The organism is Agromyces arachidis (assembly GCF_052805135.1).
This window is the reverse complement of sequence record NZ_JBRBDK010000008.1, coordinates 74,022-91,094: the sequence shown is the minus strand read 5'-3', so window position 1 is coordinate 91,094 and position 17,073 is coordinate 74,022. Positions and strand designations below refer to the sequence as shown.

Below are 17,073 nucleotides of genomic sequence, written 5' to 3'. Positions count from 1 at the left end.
TCAGCGTCGCACCAGTTCGTCGAGGAGCCGGCGCAGCGTGCGCGCCTCGCCGTCGCTCACCGTGCCGACGAAGCGCGCGAGCGCGGCGTCGCGGTCGGACGAGGAGGACAGCACCTCGTGCATGAGCTCGGCGGTGTGCTCGGCACGGGAGAGCAGCGCGTGGTACCGATGCGGACGGATCTCCCGGGCGCGGGCGACGAACCCCTTCCGCTCCAGGCGCGACAGGACCGTGAGCACGGTCGTGGTCGCGGGGGTGCGGCCGGGGTCGGCGGCGTCGGCGAGCCGCTCCCGCACCTCGTTCGCGGTGAGGGGATGCTCGCTCTTCCAGAGCTGCTCCATGACGGAGCGCTCGAGCTCGCCGAGTCCTGCCATACGACGAGGATACCGCGCAAGGGCCCTTCGGTTCTACACGGCGTAGAAAAGTGCTCTACGCTGGGACCAGCATCGCGTCGCCGTTCCCTCCCATGAAAGGGGCCCCCAGTGAACGAGCTCCTCGATCCGCTCCTGCTCGCCAGGTGGCAGTTCGGACTCACCACGGTCTACCACTTCCTCTTCGTGCCCCTGACCATCGGCCTCGCGACGACCGCCGCCGTGTTCCAGACGGCGTGGGTGCGGACCGGCAAGGTCGAGTACCTGCGGATCACGCGCTTCTTCGGCACGATCTTCCTCATCAACTTCGCCATGGGCGTCGTCACCGGCATCGTGCAGGAGTTCCAGTTCGGAATGAACTGGTCGGAGTACTCGCGGTTCGTCGGCGACGTGTTCGGCGCGCCGCTCGCGCTCGAGGGCCTGCTGGCGTTCTTCCTCGAGGCCACGTTCATCGGGCTCTGGATCTTCGGCTGGAACCGGCTGCCGCAGAAGCTGCACCTGGCCACGATCTGGGCGACGGCGATCGGCACCATCCTCTCGGCCTACTTCATCATCGCCGCGAACGCGTTCATGCAGAACCCGGTCGGCTACGAGATGAACGCCGAGCGCGGTCGCGCCGAACTCGTCGACATCTGGGCGCTGCTGACCAACCCGGTGGCACTCGCGGCATTCCCGCACACGATCGCCGCGTCGTTCATGGTCAGCTCCGGCCTGGTCATCAGCGCCGCGGCATGGCACCTCGCACGTAACCAGCACCTGGACACCATGCGCCCCGCACTGAAGTTCGGCCTCTGGACCATGGTCGGCGCGGGCGCCCTCACCACGCTCTTCGGCGACCAGCTGAGCCTCGCCATGGTCGCGACGCAGCCGATGAAGATGGCGGCGGCCGAGGCCACCTACGACACGGTCTGCGGTGCGGACGCCTCGTTCTCGATCTTCACGCTCGGAACCCCCGACGGCAGCACCGAGCTGTTCTCGATCCGCGTGCCGTACCTGCTGTCACTGCTGTCGACGCACTCGTTCGACGGCTGCGTCGAGGGCATCAACGACCTCCAGGCGCTCTACGCCGACCTCTACGGTCCCGGCGACTACGCGCCGATCATCTGGGTCACGTACTGGTCGTTCCGGTGGATGATCGGACTCGGCCTCGCCCACGTGCTCGTCGCGGTCGTCGGGCTCTGGCTCACCCGCAAGGGGCGGATGCCGCAGCAGCGCTGGGTCTGGACGGTCGCGATCTGGAGCTTCCCGCTGTCGCTGGCCGCGATGATCGTCGGCTGGGTCTTCACGGAGATGGGACGGCAGCCCTGGATCGTGTTCAGCCTGCTGCCGACCCAGTCCGCGGTGTCGCCCAACGTCACGGGACTCGAGGTCCTCATCTCGCTGGTGGCGTTCACGCTCATCTACGGCATCCTCGCCGTCGTCGAGGTGAAGCTGATCCTCCAGGCGATCCGGAAGGGCCCGCCCGAGATCGCCGCGCCGGACCCGGAGACGGGCGAGGTCGAACACACCGCAACGGTCTACTAGGAGGAGACGGACATGGATCTCGCAGTGCTCTGGTTCTGGATCGTCGCCTTCCTGTTCGTCGGGTACTTCGTGCTCGACGGGTTCGACTTCGGCGTCGGCATGTCGTTGCCGTTCCTCGGCAAGGATGACACCGACCGCCGCGTGCTCATCAACACGATCGGCCCCGTCTGGGACCTCAACGAGACCTGGGTGATCGTGGCCGGCGCGGCGCTGTTCGCCGCATTCCCCGAGTGGTACGCGACGCTGTTCTCGGGGTTCTACCTGGCGCTGCTGCTCATCCTGCTCGCGCTCATCGCGCGCGGCGTCTCGTTCGAGTACCGGCACCAGCGGCCCGAGGCCGCCTGGAAGCGGCGGTTCGACTGGATGATCGTCGTCGGCTCGGCGGTCCCCGCCCTGCTGTGGGGGGTCGCGTTCGCGAACATCGTGCAGGGGGTCCCGCTCGACGCCGACCACAACTACACGGGCACCCTGTTCGACCTGCTGAACCCGTACGCCCTGCTCGGCGGGCTCACGACGCTCATGCTCTTCTTCACGCACGGCGCGGTGTTCGTCGCGCTGAAGACGGATGGCGACATCCGACTGCGTGCGCGACGCCTCGCCGCCCGGGCGGGAGCGATCACCGTCGTCGTCGCCGCCGCCTTCCTCGCCTGGACGGGCTTCGCGCACGGCACGGCCTGGTTCTGGGGGCTGGCCGCGGTCGCCGCGCTGGCGCTGATCGGCTCGTGGCTCGCGAACGGCCGGGGCGCGGAGCGCGTGGCGTTCGTGCTCATGGCGGTGACGATCGGTTCGGCGGTCTTCGCGCTGTTCGCCGCCCTGTTCCCCGAGGTCATGCCGGCCTCGAACGACCCGGCGAACAGCCTCACGATCGCGAACGCGTCGAGCACGCCGTACACGCTGACGGTCATGAGCTGGACCGCGGTCGTCTTCCTGCCGTTGATCCTCGCGTACCAGGGATGGACCTACTGGGTGTTCCGCAAGCGGATCACCCGGCAGACCATCGACGCCGCCGCGCACTGACGTGCGACCGCTCGATCCGAGACTGCTCCGCCGGTCGCGCGCCGCGCGGGGCTTCCTCGTCGGCGGGGCGGTGCTGGGGTTCGTGCAGGCCGGCGCGATCGTGGCCTTCGCATGGGCGCTCTCGACGCTCGTCGTCGGGTTGATCCACGGCGACCTGGCCGAGGCCGCGGCGCCGACGGTCGCGGTGCTGGTCGCCGCGGCCGTCGCGCGGGCCGTCGCCGGATGGCTGTGGGAGCAGCTCGGTTCGGCCGGGGCGATGCGCGTCAAGTCCGAACTCCGCGACGAGGTCCTGGTCGCGCTGGAGTCCCGCACGGGCGGAGGTCGTCCGGTCACGGCCCGGGCGGCCACGCTCCTCGGGCCCGGGCTCGACGCGCTCGACGAGTACTTCGGCCGCTACCTGCCCCAGCTCGTCCTCACCGTCGTCGCCACCCCCGTGCTGGTGGCCGCGGCCTGGGCCGCCGACTGGGTCTCCGGACTCGTCTTCGTGATCGTGCTGCCGCTCATTCCCGTGTTCATGGCGCTGATCGGCATGGCCACCGAGGCCGTGCAGCGGCGGCAGTGGGAGCGACTCCACTCGCTCGCCCGGGGCTTCCTCGAGGTCGTCGGCGGGCTCTCGACGCTCATGGTGTTCGGCCGTGCGGAGCGCCAGGTCGACCGCATCCGGACGGTGACCGACGAGTACCGTGCGAGCACGATGAAGGTGCTGCGCATCACCTTCCTCTCGGGGTTCACGCTCGAGCTCGCGGCGAGCCTGTCGGTGGCACTCGTCGCCGTGTCGATCGGCCTCCGGCTGGTCGCGGGCGACATGTCGTTCCTTCCGGGCCTGTTCGTCCTGATCCTGGCGCCGGAGGTGTTCCTCCCGATCCGGAACGTCGGCGCCGCGTTCCACGCCTCGACCGCGGGGCTCGAGGCCTCGCGCGACGCCCTCGACCTGCTCGACGAGGCAGCGGATGCCGCGGAACCCGCACCGTCTCCGTCGGCGCTCGCGCCCATCGGGCGTTCGGGGCTGCGTCTGCGGGGCCTGCGAGTGCAGCGGGACGTCGTCGTCATCGACGCGCTCGACCTCGACGTCGCGCCCGGCGAGTTCGTGGTGCTGACCGGACCGAGCGGTGTCGGCAAGTCGAGCCTCGTCGCGGCGCTCCTCGGCTTCGTCGAGCACGCCGGCGAGGCGACCCTCGACGGCGTCCCCGTCGGCTCCGCGACCCGATCCCGGTCGGCCTGGGCCGGACAGGTGCCGGTGCTGTTCGAGGGCAGCGTCCGCGAGAACGTGCGACTCGGCGCCGAGACGGCGTCCCCGGACCTCGCGGAGCGGGCGATGCGGCTGGCCGCGGTCGACGTCGACGGCGACCGGCTGCTCGGGCCGGGAGGCGCGGGGCTGTCCGGCGGGCAGGCGCAGCGGGTCGCGGTCGCGCGCGCAGTGCACCGGCTGCTCGCGACGGACGGCACCCTGCTGCTGCTCGACGAGCCCTCGTCGGCGCTGGACGCGGACCACGAGGCACGACTCGCCGACGGGCTCGGCGAGCTCGCCGCGGACGGGCGCGTCGTCGTCGTCGTGACGCACCGCCCTGCGCTCGCCCGGCGGGCGGACCGGGTCGTCGACCTCCTGGAGGCGGCTCGTGCCTGACCGCACCGAGGTACTGCGCGGGGCCGTGCCCCCGGTGCGCCGGCTGCTGCCGTCGGTGCTGCTCGGCATCGCGGCGGGACTCTCGAGCGTCGCCTTGCTGGCGGCGAGCGCCTGGCTCATCGCCCGCGCCGACGAGCAGCCGCCGATCCTGTACCTCTCGCTCGGGGTGGTGGGGGTGCGTGCCTTCGCGCTCGGGCGAGCCGTCTTCCGCTACCTCGAGCGCCTCGCCGGCCATGACGCCGCGTTCCGCCAGCTCGCCGAGATCCGCGCCCGCGTGTTCGAACGGATGCTTCCGGTCGCCCCCGACGGGCTCGCCGCCACGCGCCGCGGCGACCTGCTCGCCCGCTTCACGCGCGACGTCGACGAGCTGCAGGACGTCGCGCTGCGCATCGTCCAGCCACTCGCGAGCGCGGGCGTGGTCCTGCTGGCGGCGTTGGCCGGCCTCGCCTGGCTCGCACCGGCCTCGGCGGCGGCCGTCGCGGGATGCATCGCCGTCGCGATCCTGGTCGCGGTCGTCGCCCAGCAGGTGCTGGCCGCCCGGGCCGACGCGCGCCTGGCGCCGCTCCGCGGCCGGCTGCAGTCGGCGATCGTGGAGCACGTGCAGTCGCTCGACGTGCTTGTCGCGTTCGACGCCGCCGGAGCCGGCCGCGAACGCATCCGCGCCATCGGCGCCGATCTGGCGAGCGCGACCCGCGCGAGGGCACGAGCCCAGGGCTTCGCCGCCGCGGCGATGAGCGCGGTCGGCGGGGTCGCCGCCGCGTCGAGCCTGGCCGCGGCCGCACCGCTCGTGGTCGACGGCCGCATCGACGGTCCCACCTTCGCGGTGCTCTGCCTGGTGCCGCTCGCGATCGCCGAGGTGGCGGCGGCCATCCCGATCGCGCTGGGCTCGCTCCGCGCGGTGCGCGCGAGCGCGGAACGCGTCGCGGACGCCGTGGCCGACCCGGCTCCGCCGGAGGTCCCGTCCCAGCGTCCGGTCACGTCGGCGAGGGCGCCGGTTCGGCACGGCGGCGCACCGCACGTCCGGCTGCGCGGCATCCGGGCGCACTGGCCGCAGGGCGGAGCCCAGGCGGCATCCGCTTCGGCTCCCGGGTCGGAGCGCGCGGGCGGTCCGGCGCTGGACGGCTTCGACCTCGATCTCGCCCCCGGCGAGCGCCTGCTCGTCGAGGGCGCGTCGGGTGCGGGCAAGACGACCCTCGCGCACGTGCTCGTGCGCTTCCTCGAGTACGAAGGGTCGTATCGGCTGGGCGACGAGGAGGCGCGCGACCTCGATCCGCGCGACGTGCGACGGGTGGTCGGCCTCGTCGAGCAGCGCCCGTGGATCTTCGACGAGGACCTGCGGCAGAACCTCCGGTTCGCCCGGGACACCGCCACCGACGCCGAGCTGCTCGACGTACTCGCGCGCGTCGGCCTGAGCGACTGGGTCGCGCAGCGCGGAGGACTCGACGCGCGCGTCGGCGAGCGTGGCGCACTCGTCTCCGGCGGCCAGGCGCAGCGCATCGCGCTCGCCCGGGCGATGCTGGCGGACTTCCCGGTGCTGGTCCTCGACGAACCGACGGCGCACGTCGACCCGGAGCGGTCGGACGCGCTGCTCCGGGACCTGCTCGGCGCGATCGGGCCTGCTCGGAGCGTCGTGCTCATCTCGCATACGGGCGCACCGACGGGGCTCGTGGACCGGGCCGTCCTGCTCGGCCGATCGGACGGATCCCTCCGATAACGACGATTCCTCGCGTTGGGCGCACGGATGTTGCGTCTTCGCGCTCCCCCCTAGCCCGGGGGGGTACGGGTCTGCTTGAATCCGTCCCATCGTCCGCCCCCGGGCGAGTTTGCATCCGGCAGAGGAGCCTTCATGTACCGAAGCGCAGCACTCGCGGGCACGGCCGCCGTCGCAGCAGGAGTTCTCCTGCTCGGCGGCGGACCGGTGCTCGCGCACGACGAGCCCTACGTCGATGACGGGGTACTCGATTCCGGCAAGGAGACCCACGGTCACCATTCGCACGACCAGCAGCACGGCGAGGAGGAGGGCCACCTGCCCGCCTCGAGCGAGAACGTGCTGAAGATCAGCAACCTGGATCTCTTCGAGGATGAAGAGGAACCGGGTCGCATCGCCGACGTGTCGGCATTCGGGAACTACGCCTACCTGACCGCCTTCTGGGAGCCGGACTGCGACCGCGGCGGCGTCTACATCGTCGACATCTCGGACCCGGCGGCGCCCGAACTCGTCAACCGGATCCCGAGCCACCGCGGCACGTTCAGCGGCGACGGTTCGCAGGTGATGCACATCGACACCCCGCAGTTCACCGGCGACGTCCTGGCGTTCCAGAACGAGATCTGTCCCGGCGAGACGAAGGGCATCGGCGGCATGTCGCTCTTCGACGTGACCAACCCGCTCGAGCCGGTGAAGCTCGTCGAGGGCTGGGGCGACTTCTCGACGAAGGGCAACGCCCAGACCAAGTCGAACGAGGTCCACTCCGTCCGGATGTGGGCGGACGGCGACAAGGCGTACGCAGTCCTCGTCGACGACGAGGAGGGCACCGACGTCGACATCTTCGACATCTCCGACCCGGAGCGGCCGAAGCTGCTGTCCGAGACCGACCTCAGCGATGAGTCGGCGCAGCCGCTCGGGGAGGTGCACGGTGACGCCGTGTTCCTGCACGACATGGTCGTGGAGGAGGTCGACGGCGTCATGACGATGCTGCTGTCGTACTGGGACGGCGGGTACATCAAGCTCGACGTCGACGACCCGGCGCACCCGGTGTTCATCGCCGACACGGACTTCGCCCAGTTCGACCCGGTGCGCCAGGAGGTCGACGGGGTCGACATCACGCCCGAGGGCAACGGCCACCAGGCGGAGTTCACGAACGACCAGGAGTTCTTCATCGCCACCGACGAGGACTTCGACCCGTATCGCGTGACCGCCGAGATCGAGGGCGGCGGCACCTTCACGGCCGTGCAGGGTTCCGACGTGCCCCAGATCGACCCCGACACCTCGCTCAGCGGCGAGACCGTCTTCGTCGGCCTCGCGTGCGACGCGGCATCGGTTCCCGCGGCTCCGGCCGACGGCCCGACCATCGCGGTCATCGAGCGCGGCGTCTGCGACTTCACCGTCAAGGTGCAGAACGCCGAGGCCGCCGGCTACGACGGTGCGATCGTGTTCAACCGCACGGGCGTGGACGGCTGCGAGGCGCTCATCTCGATGCTCGTCGAGGCCGACATCCCCGCCGTGTTCGTGTCGCGCACCGACGGCTTCCGCATCCTGACCGGGGCGGTGCCGGGGGACTACACCTGCGACGAGTCCGGGGCCGGCACGTCCGCGCCGCTCGCGGTCGGCGCCTCGGGCCTCGACGTGGACGTCGCGGCCGAGTTCGACGGCTGGGGCTACGTGCACCTGTACGACGCCTCGACCATGGAGGACCTCGACCAGTACTACGTCCCCGAGAGCCAGGACGCGGCCTATGCGTCGGGCTTCGGAGACCTGTCGGTCCACGAGGTGGCCACCGATCCCGAGGAGGACCTCGCGTACATCTCGTACTACGCCGCCGGCTTCCGCGTGGTGGAGTACGACCGCGAGACGGGCCTGACCGAGGTGGGGCACTTCATCGAGGACGGCGGCAACAACTTCTGGGGCGTCGAGGTGCACCAGCACCCGAACGGCCAGAAGTACGTCCTCGCGTCCGACCGCGACAGCGGGCTGTACATCTTCCAGTACGACCCGGCGGACTGATCGGTTGATCCGCGGCGGGCGGGTGCGCGAGCACCCGCCCGCCGTTGCCGTGTCCGGCGGTCGCCGGCGCGGCAGTACCCTCGGAGGGTGCCACGTCGCATCCGGAGCCTCCAGTTGCCCGAGTGGCGCGACCCCGAGGCCGTGTTCCTCGCCCTCGCCGCCGGCGCCCGGCGCGTCGCGTGGCTCGACGGCGGCGATGCCGCCCGCGCCGGGCGCAGCGTGATCGCGATCGGCGACGACGCGCCCGCCGTGCTCGCCGGGGCCGACGACGAGCCTGGCGCCGTCTATGCGGCGCTGGCCGCGGAGCTCGGCGACGTCGAGGTCGAACCCTTCGCGGGGGAGCGCGCCGCGGTCGGCTGGCACGGCTGGTTCGCCTACGAGTTCGGCGCGCGGACCCTCGGACTGCCGGCCGCGCCGGCCGAGGCGCCGGACGCGGCCTTCTTCCTCGCCGATCGGGTGATCGTGTTCGAGCACGCCACCCGGACCGTCCGGCTGGAGTGGCTCGAGGCGGACGGCGACGACGACGACCGGGCTGCGGAGTCCGCGCGAGCGTGGGCGGACCGCGTCGCGCGCCAGCTGGCCGAGCTCGACGATCGGACTCCGCCGGTGGCGGCCGCGCCGGCGGCATCCGCAGCCGTCCGGTGGCGGCACGACGCCGAGGCGTACCGCGAAATGATCGCGGCGTGCCGTGCGGCCATCGTGCGCGGTGACGCCTACCAGCTCTGCCTCACCAACCGCGTCGAGCTCGACGTCGACGTCGACCCCGTCGAGGCGTACCTGCGACTGCGTCGCTCGAGCCCGAGCCACCACGGGGGGTTCGTCCGCTTCGACGACGTCGCACTGCTGAGCGCCTCGCCGGAGCAATTCCTGCTCGTCGAGCGCGACGGCACGGTGGCCACCAAGCCGATGAAGGGGACGCGTCCCCGCTCCCACGATCCGGTGACGGATGCCGGGCTCCGCGCCGAGCTCCACGCCAGCGAGAAGGAGCGCGCCGAGAACCTCATGATCGTCGACCTCATGCGCAACGACCTCGGCCGGATCGCCGAGCTCGGCACCGTCGCGGTGCCGAGCCTGCTCGAGGTGGAGGAGTACCCGCACGTGCACCAGCTCGTCTCGACCGTGACGGCGCGGCTGCGGCATCCGCTCACCGCGCTCGACGCCGTGCGGTCGGCGTTCCCCGCCGGGTCGATGACGGGAGCGCCGAAGGAGAGCGCGATGCGGATCCTGCACGGACTCGAGGACGGCCCGCGCGGCGTGTACTCGGGCGCCTTCGGCTGCCTCGGGGTCGACGGGGGCGCCGACCTGGCGATGGTGATCCGCTCGATCGTGCTGACCCCGGGGCGCGCCACCATCGGCACCGGCGGCGGCATCACCGCGCTCTCCGACCCCGACGAGGAGATCGAGGAGACCCGGGTCAAGGCCCGCGCGCTCATCGCGGTGCTCGGCGGCTCCGGGCCGCGGGCATCCGACGCCGCCCATTGAGTAGGCTTGACCCTCGGGCGCCGCGGCACCGTGCGCCCGTTCCGGGCCGGAGCGCCCGCCCCCTCACGCGCAGCACGATTGAGAGTCACGTGGCACACGAGCAGGACACCCCCGAGACCGCCGACGCCGGCGCCTACGACTTCGCCGCGATCCAGGCGAAGTGGAGCCCGGTCTGGGAGGAGCTCCAGCCGTTCCGTGCCGCGCAGCCGGGCGACACCCGTCCGCGCAAGTACATCCTGTCGATGTTCCCGTACCCGTCGGGCGACCTGCACATGGGTCACGCCGAGGCGTTCGGCTTCGGCGACGCCGCCGCACGGTACTGGCGCCACCAGGGCTTCGACGTGCTGCACCCGATCGGGTGGGACTCGTTCGGCCTGCCCGCCGAGAACGCGGCGATCAAGCGCGGCGCCGACCCGAAGGCGTGGACGTACGCGAACATCGAGCAGCAGAAGCGCTCGTTCAAGCAGTACGCGCCCTCGTTCGACTGGTCGCGCGAACTGCACACGAGCGACCCCGAGTACTACAAGTGGAACCAGTGGCTGTTCCTGAAGCTCTACGAGAAGGGCATCGCCTACCGCAAGGCCGGCCAGGTCAACTGGTGCCCCAACGACCAGACCGTGCTGGCCAACGAGCAGGTCGTCGACGGCCACTGCGAGCGCTGCGGCGCCGTCGTCACGAAGAAGGCGCTCACGCAGTGGTACTTCCGCGTCACCGACTACGCCGACCGCCTGCTCGACGACCTCAACCAGCTCGAGGGCAAGTGGCCGTCGAAGGTCCTCACCATGCAGCGCAACTGGATCGGGCGATCCTCGGGCGCGGACGTCGATTTCGCCATCGAGGGCCGTGACGAGCCGGTGACCGTCTTCACCACGCGGCCCGACACGCTGTACGGCGCCACGTTCATGGTCGTCGCCCCCGACTCCGAGCTGGCGGCCGAGCTCGTCGCCGGCGCGTCGGAGGACGTCCGCTCGAGGTTCGACCAGTACCTCGAGTCGGTGCGCGCCGAGAGCGACATCGACCGGCTCGCCACCGACCGGCCCAAGACCGGCGTGTTCCTCGACCGCTACGCGACCAACCCGCTGAACGGCGAGCGGCTGCCGATCTGGGCGGCCGACTACGTGCTCGCCGACTACGGGCACGGGGCGATCATGGCGGTTCCGGCCCACGACCAGCGCGACCTCGACTTCGCCCGCGCCTTCGAGCTGCCCGTGCGCGTCGTCGTCGACACGAACGCGCCCGTGACCGGCGTGATCCCCGTCATCCCCGTCGACGACCAGGGCGTGCCGCTGCCGCTCGAGGACCTGCCCGAGCTCGACCCGGCGTCGACCGGTGTCGCGCTCACGGGCGAGGGCCGGCTGATGAACTCCGGGCCGCTGAACGGGTTCAGCAAGTCGAACGCGATCCGGCGCGCCATCGAGATCCTCGAGGAGCGCGGCCTCGGGCGCGCGGCCAAGAACTACCGCCTGCGCGACTGGCTGATCTCCCGGCAGCGCTACTGGGGCACGCCGATCCCGATCATCCACTGCGAGCAGTGCGGCGAGGTGCCGGTACCCGAGTCCGAGCTGCCGGTGCGGTTGCCGGACGCCGCGGGGCTCGACCTGCGGCCGAAGGGCGCGAGCCCGCTCGGCGCCGCCGACCACTGGGCGCAGGTGGCCTGCCCGAACTGCGGCGGCGACGCCCGTCGCGACTCGGACACGATGGACACGTTCGTCGACAGCTCCTGGTACTTTCTGCGATACCTGAACCCGAACGACGACGATCGGGCGTTCGACCCGGCCGAGGCCGAGAAGTGGATGCCCGTCGACCAGTACGTCGGCGGGGTCGAGCACGCGATCCTGCACCTGCTGTACGCGCGCTTCTTCACGAAGGTGCTGTTCGACCTCGGCTATCTCGGCTTCACCGAGCCGTTCACCTCGCTGCTCAACCAGGGCATGGTGATCATGGACGGCCAGAAGATGTCGAAGTCGAAGGGGAACCTCGTCGAGTTCGCCTCGGAGCTCTCCGCGCACGGCGCCGACGCGCTGCGCGTGACGATGGCCTTCGCCGGCCCGCCCGAGGACGACGTCGACTGGGCCGACGTCTCGCCCGTCGGCGCGTCCAAGTTCCTCGCCCGCGCGTGGCGGATCTCGGGCGACGTCACCTCGAGCCCCGACGTGGAGTGGAAGACGGGCGACCCGGCACTGCGCCGCGTGACGCACCGCCTGCTCGCCGACGCCCCGGTGCTCGCGGAGTCGTTCAAGTTCAACGTGATCGTCGCCCGGTTGATGGAGCTCGTGAACGCGACGCGCAAGGTCATCGACTCCGGTGCCGGTCCCGCGGATGCCGCGGTGCGCGAGGCCGCCGAGGTGACCGCGATGATCCTCGACCTGTTCGCGCCGTACACGGCGGAGGACATGTGGCAGCGCCTCGGATACGAGCCCACCGTCGCGAACGTGGTGTGGCGCAAGGCCGACCCGGCGCTCCTCGTCGAGGAGTCGGTCACCGCGATCGTCCAGGTCGACGGCAAGGTGCGCGACCGCATCGAGGTTTCGCCGAAGATCGGCGCGGACGAGCTCGAGGCGCTCGCCCGCGCCTCGGAGGCGGTCGTGCGATCGCTCGGCGACCGCGAGGTCGCGAACGTGATCGTGCGCGCACCGCGCCTGGTGAACATCGCCACGCGCCGCTGACCGGACCCGCCCTCCACAGCACGGCGGCGGCACCGCTCGACCCGTGCCGATGCCGCGGGACGGCGCGGCAGGGATGCCGGGACGTAGCGTTCCGGCATGCCCGCGACCTCGCCGACCCCTCCGGCTGACGACCCGCTCGCCGCGCTCGACGGTGCCCGCGCCGCCCCCCGCGCGCGCATCGCGGTGGGCGCGGCGGTCGTCCTGTTCGTCGTCGTGGTCGCCGTCTCGGCGATCGTCACGTTCGGCTCGGCGGGCGGAGGGTCGCAGGGTGCGGTCGGAACGCCCGGCCTGCGGGTCGACCAGGCGGTCGAGGGCCCGGCGGGCGTGCCCGACGGCGACGGCTCGGCGCCGACGCTGCTGGTGCACGTCCTCGGTGCGGTCGCCCGTCCCGGGATCGTCGAACTCGCGCCCGGCGCGAGGGTGGTCGACGCCGTGGGCGCCGCGGGCGGGCTCACGGCCGAGGCCGATCCGGGAGGCGTGAACCTCGCCCGCGCCCTGGTCGACGGCGAGCAGCTCGTCGTGCCGGTCGTCGGTGCAGCGCCTGCGCCGTCCGCCGACGGCACTTCGGCCGCGTCGGGGCGTGTCAGCCTCAACGCCGCCGATGTCGCCGAACTCGACACGCTGCCGCGCATCGGCCCGGCGCTCGCCCAGCGCATCATCGACTGGCGCGAGGCGAACGGACCGTTCACCGACGTGGCGCAGCTGATGGAGGTCGCCGGGATCGGCGATGCCGTGTACGCGGGCCTCGTCGACCTCGTGGCGCCCTGAGTGCGTCGGCACGATCTCCGGCTGCTGCCCGCCGCGGTCGCCACGTGGGCGGGCGCGTGGGTCGCCACGGGAGCCGACGACCTCGGCATCCCGGGATGGGCGCCGGCGGGCGCCTGCTGGGCCGTCGCGGCGCTCGCCCTGTCGGTCGTCGCCGTCGGCCGTCGACGTACCGCCGAGCGGCCCCGGCGGAGCGGCGAACGAGGTCCGGAGCCGAACGCGGTCCGCCTGGCCGTGGTCGTCGCCGTGGCCGCGACCGGCGCGGCGCTGGCGGCCACCGTCGCCGGGGCGGCCGGCATGCACCGGGACGCCGGTCCCGTCGCGGCGGCCGCCGCCGACCGCGTGAAGGTCGAGGTCGAGGTCCGGCTCGAGGCCGCCGCGACGTCATCGGCGCCCGCACCGTGGGAGGCGGCGCCGACGACCTGGCGCGCGCCCGCGACGCTCGTCGCCGTCGACGGCAGCCCGCACCGGCCGCTCCGCGTCGAACTGGTCGCATCGGGCGCCGAGGCGCCGCCGGGCTTCGGCACGACGCTCGTCGCCAGCGTCCGCGCGTCCGCGCTGCCGAGGTCCGACCGCGAGGCGTTCCGGCTCACCGGAGAGGTCGATCGCATCCTCCCGGCGCCGATGATCGTCGCCTGGACGCATCCCCTCCGGGCGGGCCTCGCGGAAGCGGCCGCGCGACTCGGGGGCGACGGCGGTGCCCTCGTGCCGGGCCTGGCCATCGGCGACACCGCGGCCGTCACCGAGGGATTGCGCTCGGCCATGGCCGCCGCATCCCTCACCCACCTGACGGCGGTCTCGGGAGCGAACTGCGCGATCGTGACCGCGGCCCTCTTCTGGGCGGCCGGCCGCGCCGGGACGCGTCGCTCCGTCCGCATCGGCGTGGCGCTGGCCGGACTGCTCGGGTTCGTCCTGCTCGTCACGCCCGAGTCGAGCGTGATCCGTGCCGCCGTCATGGCGGTCGTCGTCCTCGTCGGTCTCGGGCTCGGGCGCGAGGGCGGCGGTGCGTCGGCGCTCGGCGTCGCGACCGTCGTGCTCCTGGCGGTCGATCCGTGGTTCTCGCGCGACTACGGCTTCGCGCTCTCGGTGTGCGCCACCGCCGGCCTGGTCCTGCTCTCCGCGCCGCTCGCGCGGTGGCTCGGCCGGTGGATGCCGCGATCGGTCGCGGCGGTCATCGCCATCCCGCTGGCCGCGCAGCTGGCCTGCCAGCCGGTGCTGATCCTCCTCGATCCGTCGCTGCCCGTCTACGGCGTGCCGGCGAACCTGCTCGCCGCGCCGGCGGCCCCGGTCGCGACGATCGCCGGCCTCGTCGGATGCCTCCTGCTCCCGTTGCTGCCGTCGGTCGGCTTCGCCGCGCTGCAGGTGGCCTGGCTCCCCGCGACGTGGATCGCGATGCTCGCCCGCGGCGCCGATCGACTGCCCGGCGGGTCGATCCCGTGGGTTCCCGAGTGGCCGGGGGTCGCCCTCTGCGCGATGGCCGTGGGGGCGGTCGTCGTCGCGGTCGCGCATCCGAGTCCACGGCGCCGGGGGATCGCCGCGGCGGTGCTCGTGCTGTCGCTCGCCGTCCCGATGGGCGTCGCCGCGGGCCGGCAGGTGGTCACCCGGATGACGCTTCCCGACGACTGGCACGTCCTCCAGTGCGACGTCGGCCAGGGCGACGCCGTCCTGGTCCGGGATGCCGGGTCGACGATGCTGATCGACACCGGGCCCGAGCCGGACGCGTTGGCCCGCTGCCTCGACCTGGCCGGCGTGCGGCGGCTCGACGCGCTCGTGATCACGCACTGGGATGCCGACCACGCCGGCGGCGCCGCGGCGGTCGCAGGGCGCGTGGCCGTCGTGCTGCACGGCCCCCTGGACGGCGACCGATCCGGTCGCGTCCTCCAGCCGCTCGTCGACGGCGGCGCCGAGGCGGTCGAAGTCGGCGCGGGCGCCTCGGGTGGGCTCGGCGGTGCCGAGTGGCACGTGCTCTGGCCGCCCGATCGTGCGGCGCCCGGCAACGACGCGAGCGTCGTCGTCGACCTGTGCACGGACCGGTTCCGCGCGGTCTTCCTCGGCGATCTGGGCGAGGCGGCGCAGGCGCGACTGCGGCTCGAGCACGACGTGGGCCGCGCCGACCTGGTCAAGGTCGCCCATCACGGCAGCGCGGACCAGAGCGAGGCCCTGTACCGCGAGCTCGCCGCAACGGTCGGACTCATCGGCGTCGGCGCGGACAACGGTTACGGGCACCCCACCGATGCGCTGCTCGGGCTCCTGGAGGATCGTGGGACGGCGGTCGTCCGGAGCGATCGGTCGGGCACGGCTGCGCTCGTGGTCGACGAGGACGGCGGGTTCGAGCTCTGGAGCGAGCGCGCCGACGGCGTCGGAGGCGGTCCGTAGACTGGAGCGGCAGACGGAGGGAGCGCGCGTGGCGGCACGAGCAGGCACGGCCAGGTCGAAGGCGGCGATCCCGCAACTCACGTGGAACCAGGTGCGGCCGGCCCCGGTCGTGCTCGTCTCGGGCGGCGAGGACGTCCTCGCCGAACGCGCGATCACGATGCTGCGCGACGCGCTGCGCGAGGTCGATCCGGCGCTCGAGGTGAGCGACCTCGACGCCGACGGATACCGCCGCGGCGAGCTGCTGACCCTCGCGAGCCCGTCGCTCTTCGGCGAGCCGCGGCTCATCCGCGTGGCCGGCGTCGAGCGGTCGACCGACGACTTCCTGCTCGATGCCCTCGAGTACCTCGACGCCCCGGCCGACGGCACCACCCTCGTGCTGCGTCATCGCGGCGGAATGCGGGGCAAGAAGCTCCTCGACGCCGTCCGCGCCGGCACCGGCGGCGGCATCGAGATCGTCTGCGCCGAGCTGAAGCGCGACTCCGACAAGCAGGACTTCGCGGCGGCCGAGTTCCGCCTCGCCGGTCGCCGCATCGCCCCGGCGGCCCTGCGCGCCCTCGTCGGCGCCTTCAGCGACGACCTCGGCGAGCTCGCGGCGGCCTGCCGCCAGCTGGTCGCCGACGTGCCCGGCGACATCGACGAGGCCACCGTCGCGAAGTACTACGGCGGCCGAGTCGAGACGACGGCCTTCACCGTCGCCGACGCGGCGATCGCCGGCCGTCACGGCGAGGCGCTCATCGCACTGCGCCACGCACTCGACTCCGGCGCCGACCCGGTGCCGATCGTCGCCGCCTTCGCGATGAAGGTCCGCACGATGGCCAAGGTCGCCGGCGCGCGCGGGTCGAACGCCTCCTCGCTCGGGCTCGCCCCCTGGCAGGTCGACCGCGCCCGGCGCGACCTCCAGGGCTGGGACGACGAGGGACTCGCCGCGGCGATCGAGGCCCTCGCCGCGACCGACGCTGCCGTGAAGGGAGCCGAGCGCGACCCGGTGTTCGCGCTCGAGCGGCTCGTGGGCGTGATCAGCGCCCGAGGTCGCGCGTTGGCCTGAGCTCGACCGGGACCGAGCCCGGTCCCGCACGCCCGTCGGGCCGCACGATCCGGGAACGCCGAAGGGCCCCGCGCCGTCACCGGCGGGGACCCTTCAGTCGAATGCTGCGTCGCTCAGAGCGCGGCGACCTGCTTCGCGATCGCCGACTTGCGGTTCGCGGCCTGGTTCTTGTGGATGACGCCCTTGCTCACGGCCTTGTCGAGCTTGCGGGTCGCGACGCGGAGTGCGGCGGTCGCCTTCTCCTTGTCGCCCTCGGCGATGGCCTTGCGGGTGGCGGTGATGACGGTCTTGAGCTCGCTCTTCACGGCCTTGTTGCGCTCCTGCGCCTTCAGGTTGGTGCGGATGCGCTTGATCTGCGACTTGATGTTTGCCACGTGGTTCGTCTTTCGTGTGTTCTGCGGGTACCGGGAGTTGCCGCAATCGGTAGAGGGGCCGTCGCGGCGCATCGTGCGGGGTGGGACCCACACGCAAGCCAACAGGCAAC

Annotated in this window: 12 protein-coding genes; 10 read left to right on the top strand and 2 right to left on the bottom strand. The window is 72.6% G+C overall.

Annotated elements, in window-relative coordinates:
* Complete coding sequence (locus tag ACUY4T_RS11700) at nucleotides 1-372, bottom strand: BlaI/MecI/CopY family transcriptional regulator (protein ID WP_446019111.1); 372 nt, start codon at nucleotides 370-372, stop codon at nucleotides 1-3.
* A gap of 108 nt (nucleotides 373-480) precedes the next feature.
* Here ACUY4T_RS11700 and ACUY4T_RS11695 point away from each other — a divergent pair, with 108 nt between their 5' ends.
* The 10 genes from ACUY4T_RS11695 to holA all read left to right on the top strand — a co-directional run bounded on the left by ACUY4T_RS11695 (nucleotide 481) and on the right by holA (nucleotide 16,589).
* Nucleotides 481-1,893 (top strand): cytochrome ubiquinol oxidase subunit I, encoded by a 1,413-nt coding sequence (locus ACUY4T_RS11695; RefSeq protein ID WP_446019110.1) that lies wholly within the window; start codon nucleotides 481-483, stop codon nucleotides 1,891-1,893.
* A gap of 12 nt (nucleotides 1,894-1,905) precedes the next feature.
* The gene (cydB, locus tag ACUY4T_RS11690) at nucleotides 1,906-2,910 is read left to right on the top strand and encodes a cytochrome d ubiquinol oxidase subunit II (RefSeq protein ID WP_446019109.1); all 1,005 of its coding nucleotides are present in this window, start codon (nucleotides 1,906-1,908) and stop codon (nucleotides 2,908-2,910) included.
* A 1-nt stretch (nucleotide 2,911) separates the two neighbouring features.
* Nucleotides 2,912-4,534, top strand: coding sequence for a thiol reductant ABC exporter subunit CydD (cydD, locus tag ACUY4T_RS11685; RefSeq protein ID WP_446019108.1), 1,623 nt, complete (start codon nucleotides 2,912-2,914; stop codon nucleotides 4,532-4,534).
* A complete protein-coding gene (gene cydC / locus ACUY4T_RS11680) occupies nucleotides 4,527-6,248 on the top strand; it encodes a thiol reductant ABC exporter subunit CydC (protein ID WP_446019107.1) in 1,722 nt (573 codons plus the stop codon). Before cydD ends, cydC begins: the two co-directional genes overlap by 8 nt.
* 132 nt (nucleotides 6,249-6,380) lie before the next feature.
* Complete coding sequence (locus ACUY4T_RS11675) at nucleotides 6,381-8,255, top strand: PA domain-containing protein (RefSeq protein ID WP_446019106.1); 1,875 nt, start codon at nucleotides 6,381-6,383, stop codon at nucleotides 8,253-8,255.
* A gap of 87 nt (nucleotides 8,256-8,342) precedes the next feature.
* Nucleotides 8,343-9,737: an aminodeoxychorismate synthase component I gene (pabB, locus tag ACUY4T_RS11670; RefSeq protein WP_446019105.1), complete on the top strand. Its 1,395-nt coding sequence runs from the start codon at nucleotides 8,343-8,345 to the stop codon at nucleotides 9,735-9,737.
* 89 nt (nucleotides 9,738-9,826) lie between these two features.
* Nucleotides 9,827-12,403, top strand: a complete 2,577-nt coding sequence (leuS, locus tag ACUY4T_RS11665; RefSeq protein WP_446019104.1) for a leucine--tRNA ligase — start codon at nucleotides 9,827-9,829, stop codon at nucleotides 12,401-12,403.
* A gap of 96 nt (nucleotides 12,404-12,499) precedes the next feature.
* Nucleotides 12,500-13,171 carry a ComEA family DNA-binding protein gene (locus ACUY4T_RS11660; RefSeq protein ID WP_446019103.1) on the top strand — a complete coding sequence of 224 codons (672 nt, stop codon included), beginning with the start codon at nucleotides 12,500-12,502 and terminating at the stop codon, nucleotides 13,169-13,171.
* On the top strand, nucleotides 13,172-15,544 hold the full coding sequence (locus tag ACUY4T_RS11655; RefSeq protein WP_446019102.1) for a ComEC/Rec2 family competence protein: 2,373 nt from the start codon (nucleotides 13,172-13,174) through the stop codon (nucleotides 15,542-15,544). It begins immediately after the preceding gene.
* A gap of 28 nt (nucleotides 15,545-15,572) precedes the next feature.
* Nucleotides 15,573-16,589 (top strand): DNA polymerase III subunit delta, encoded by a 1,017-nt coding sequence (gene holA, locus ACUY4T_RS11650; protein ID WP_446019101.1) that lies wholly within the window; start codon nucleotides 15,573-15,575, stop codon nucleotides 16,587-16,589.
* A 113-nt stretch (nucleotides 16,590-16,702) separates the two neighbouring features.
* Here holA and rpsT read toward each other — a convergent pair whose 3' ends face one another.
* Nucleotides 16,703-16,963 (bottom strand): 30S ribosomal protein S20, encoded by a 261-nt coding sequence (gene rpsT, locus ACUY4T_RS11645; RefSeq protein WP_067945396.1) that lies wholly within the window; start codon nucleotides 16,961-16,963, stop codon nucleotides 16,703-16,705.
* Nucleotides 16,964-17,073: the final 110 nt, after the last annotated feature.

What these genes read in the sequence shown, in the direction of transcription:
- ACUY4T_RS11700 (WP_446019111.1), bottom strand. Translation starts at nt 372, where the DNA reads ATGGCAGGACTCGGCGAGCTCGAGCGCTCCGTCATGGAGCAGCTCTGG.
- cydB (WP_446019109.1), top strand. Translation starts at nt 1,906, where the DNA reads ATGGATCTCGCAGTGCTCTGGTTCTGGATCGTCGCCTTCCTGTTCGTC.
- ACUY4T_RS11675 (WP_446019106.1), top strand. Translation starts at nt 6,381, where the DNA reads ATGTACCGAAGCGCAGCACTCGCGGGCACGGCCGCCGTCGCAGCAGGA.
- ACUY4T_RS11660 (WP_446019103.1), top strand. Translation starts at nt 12,500, where the DNA reads ATGCCCGCGACCTCGCCGACCCCTCCGGCTGACGACCCGCTCGCCGCG.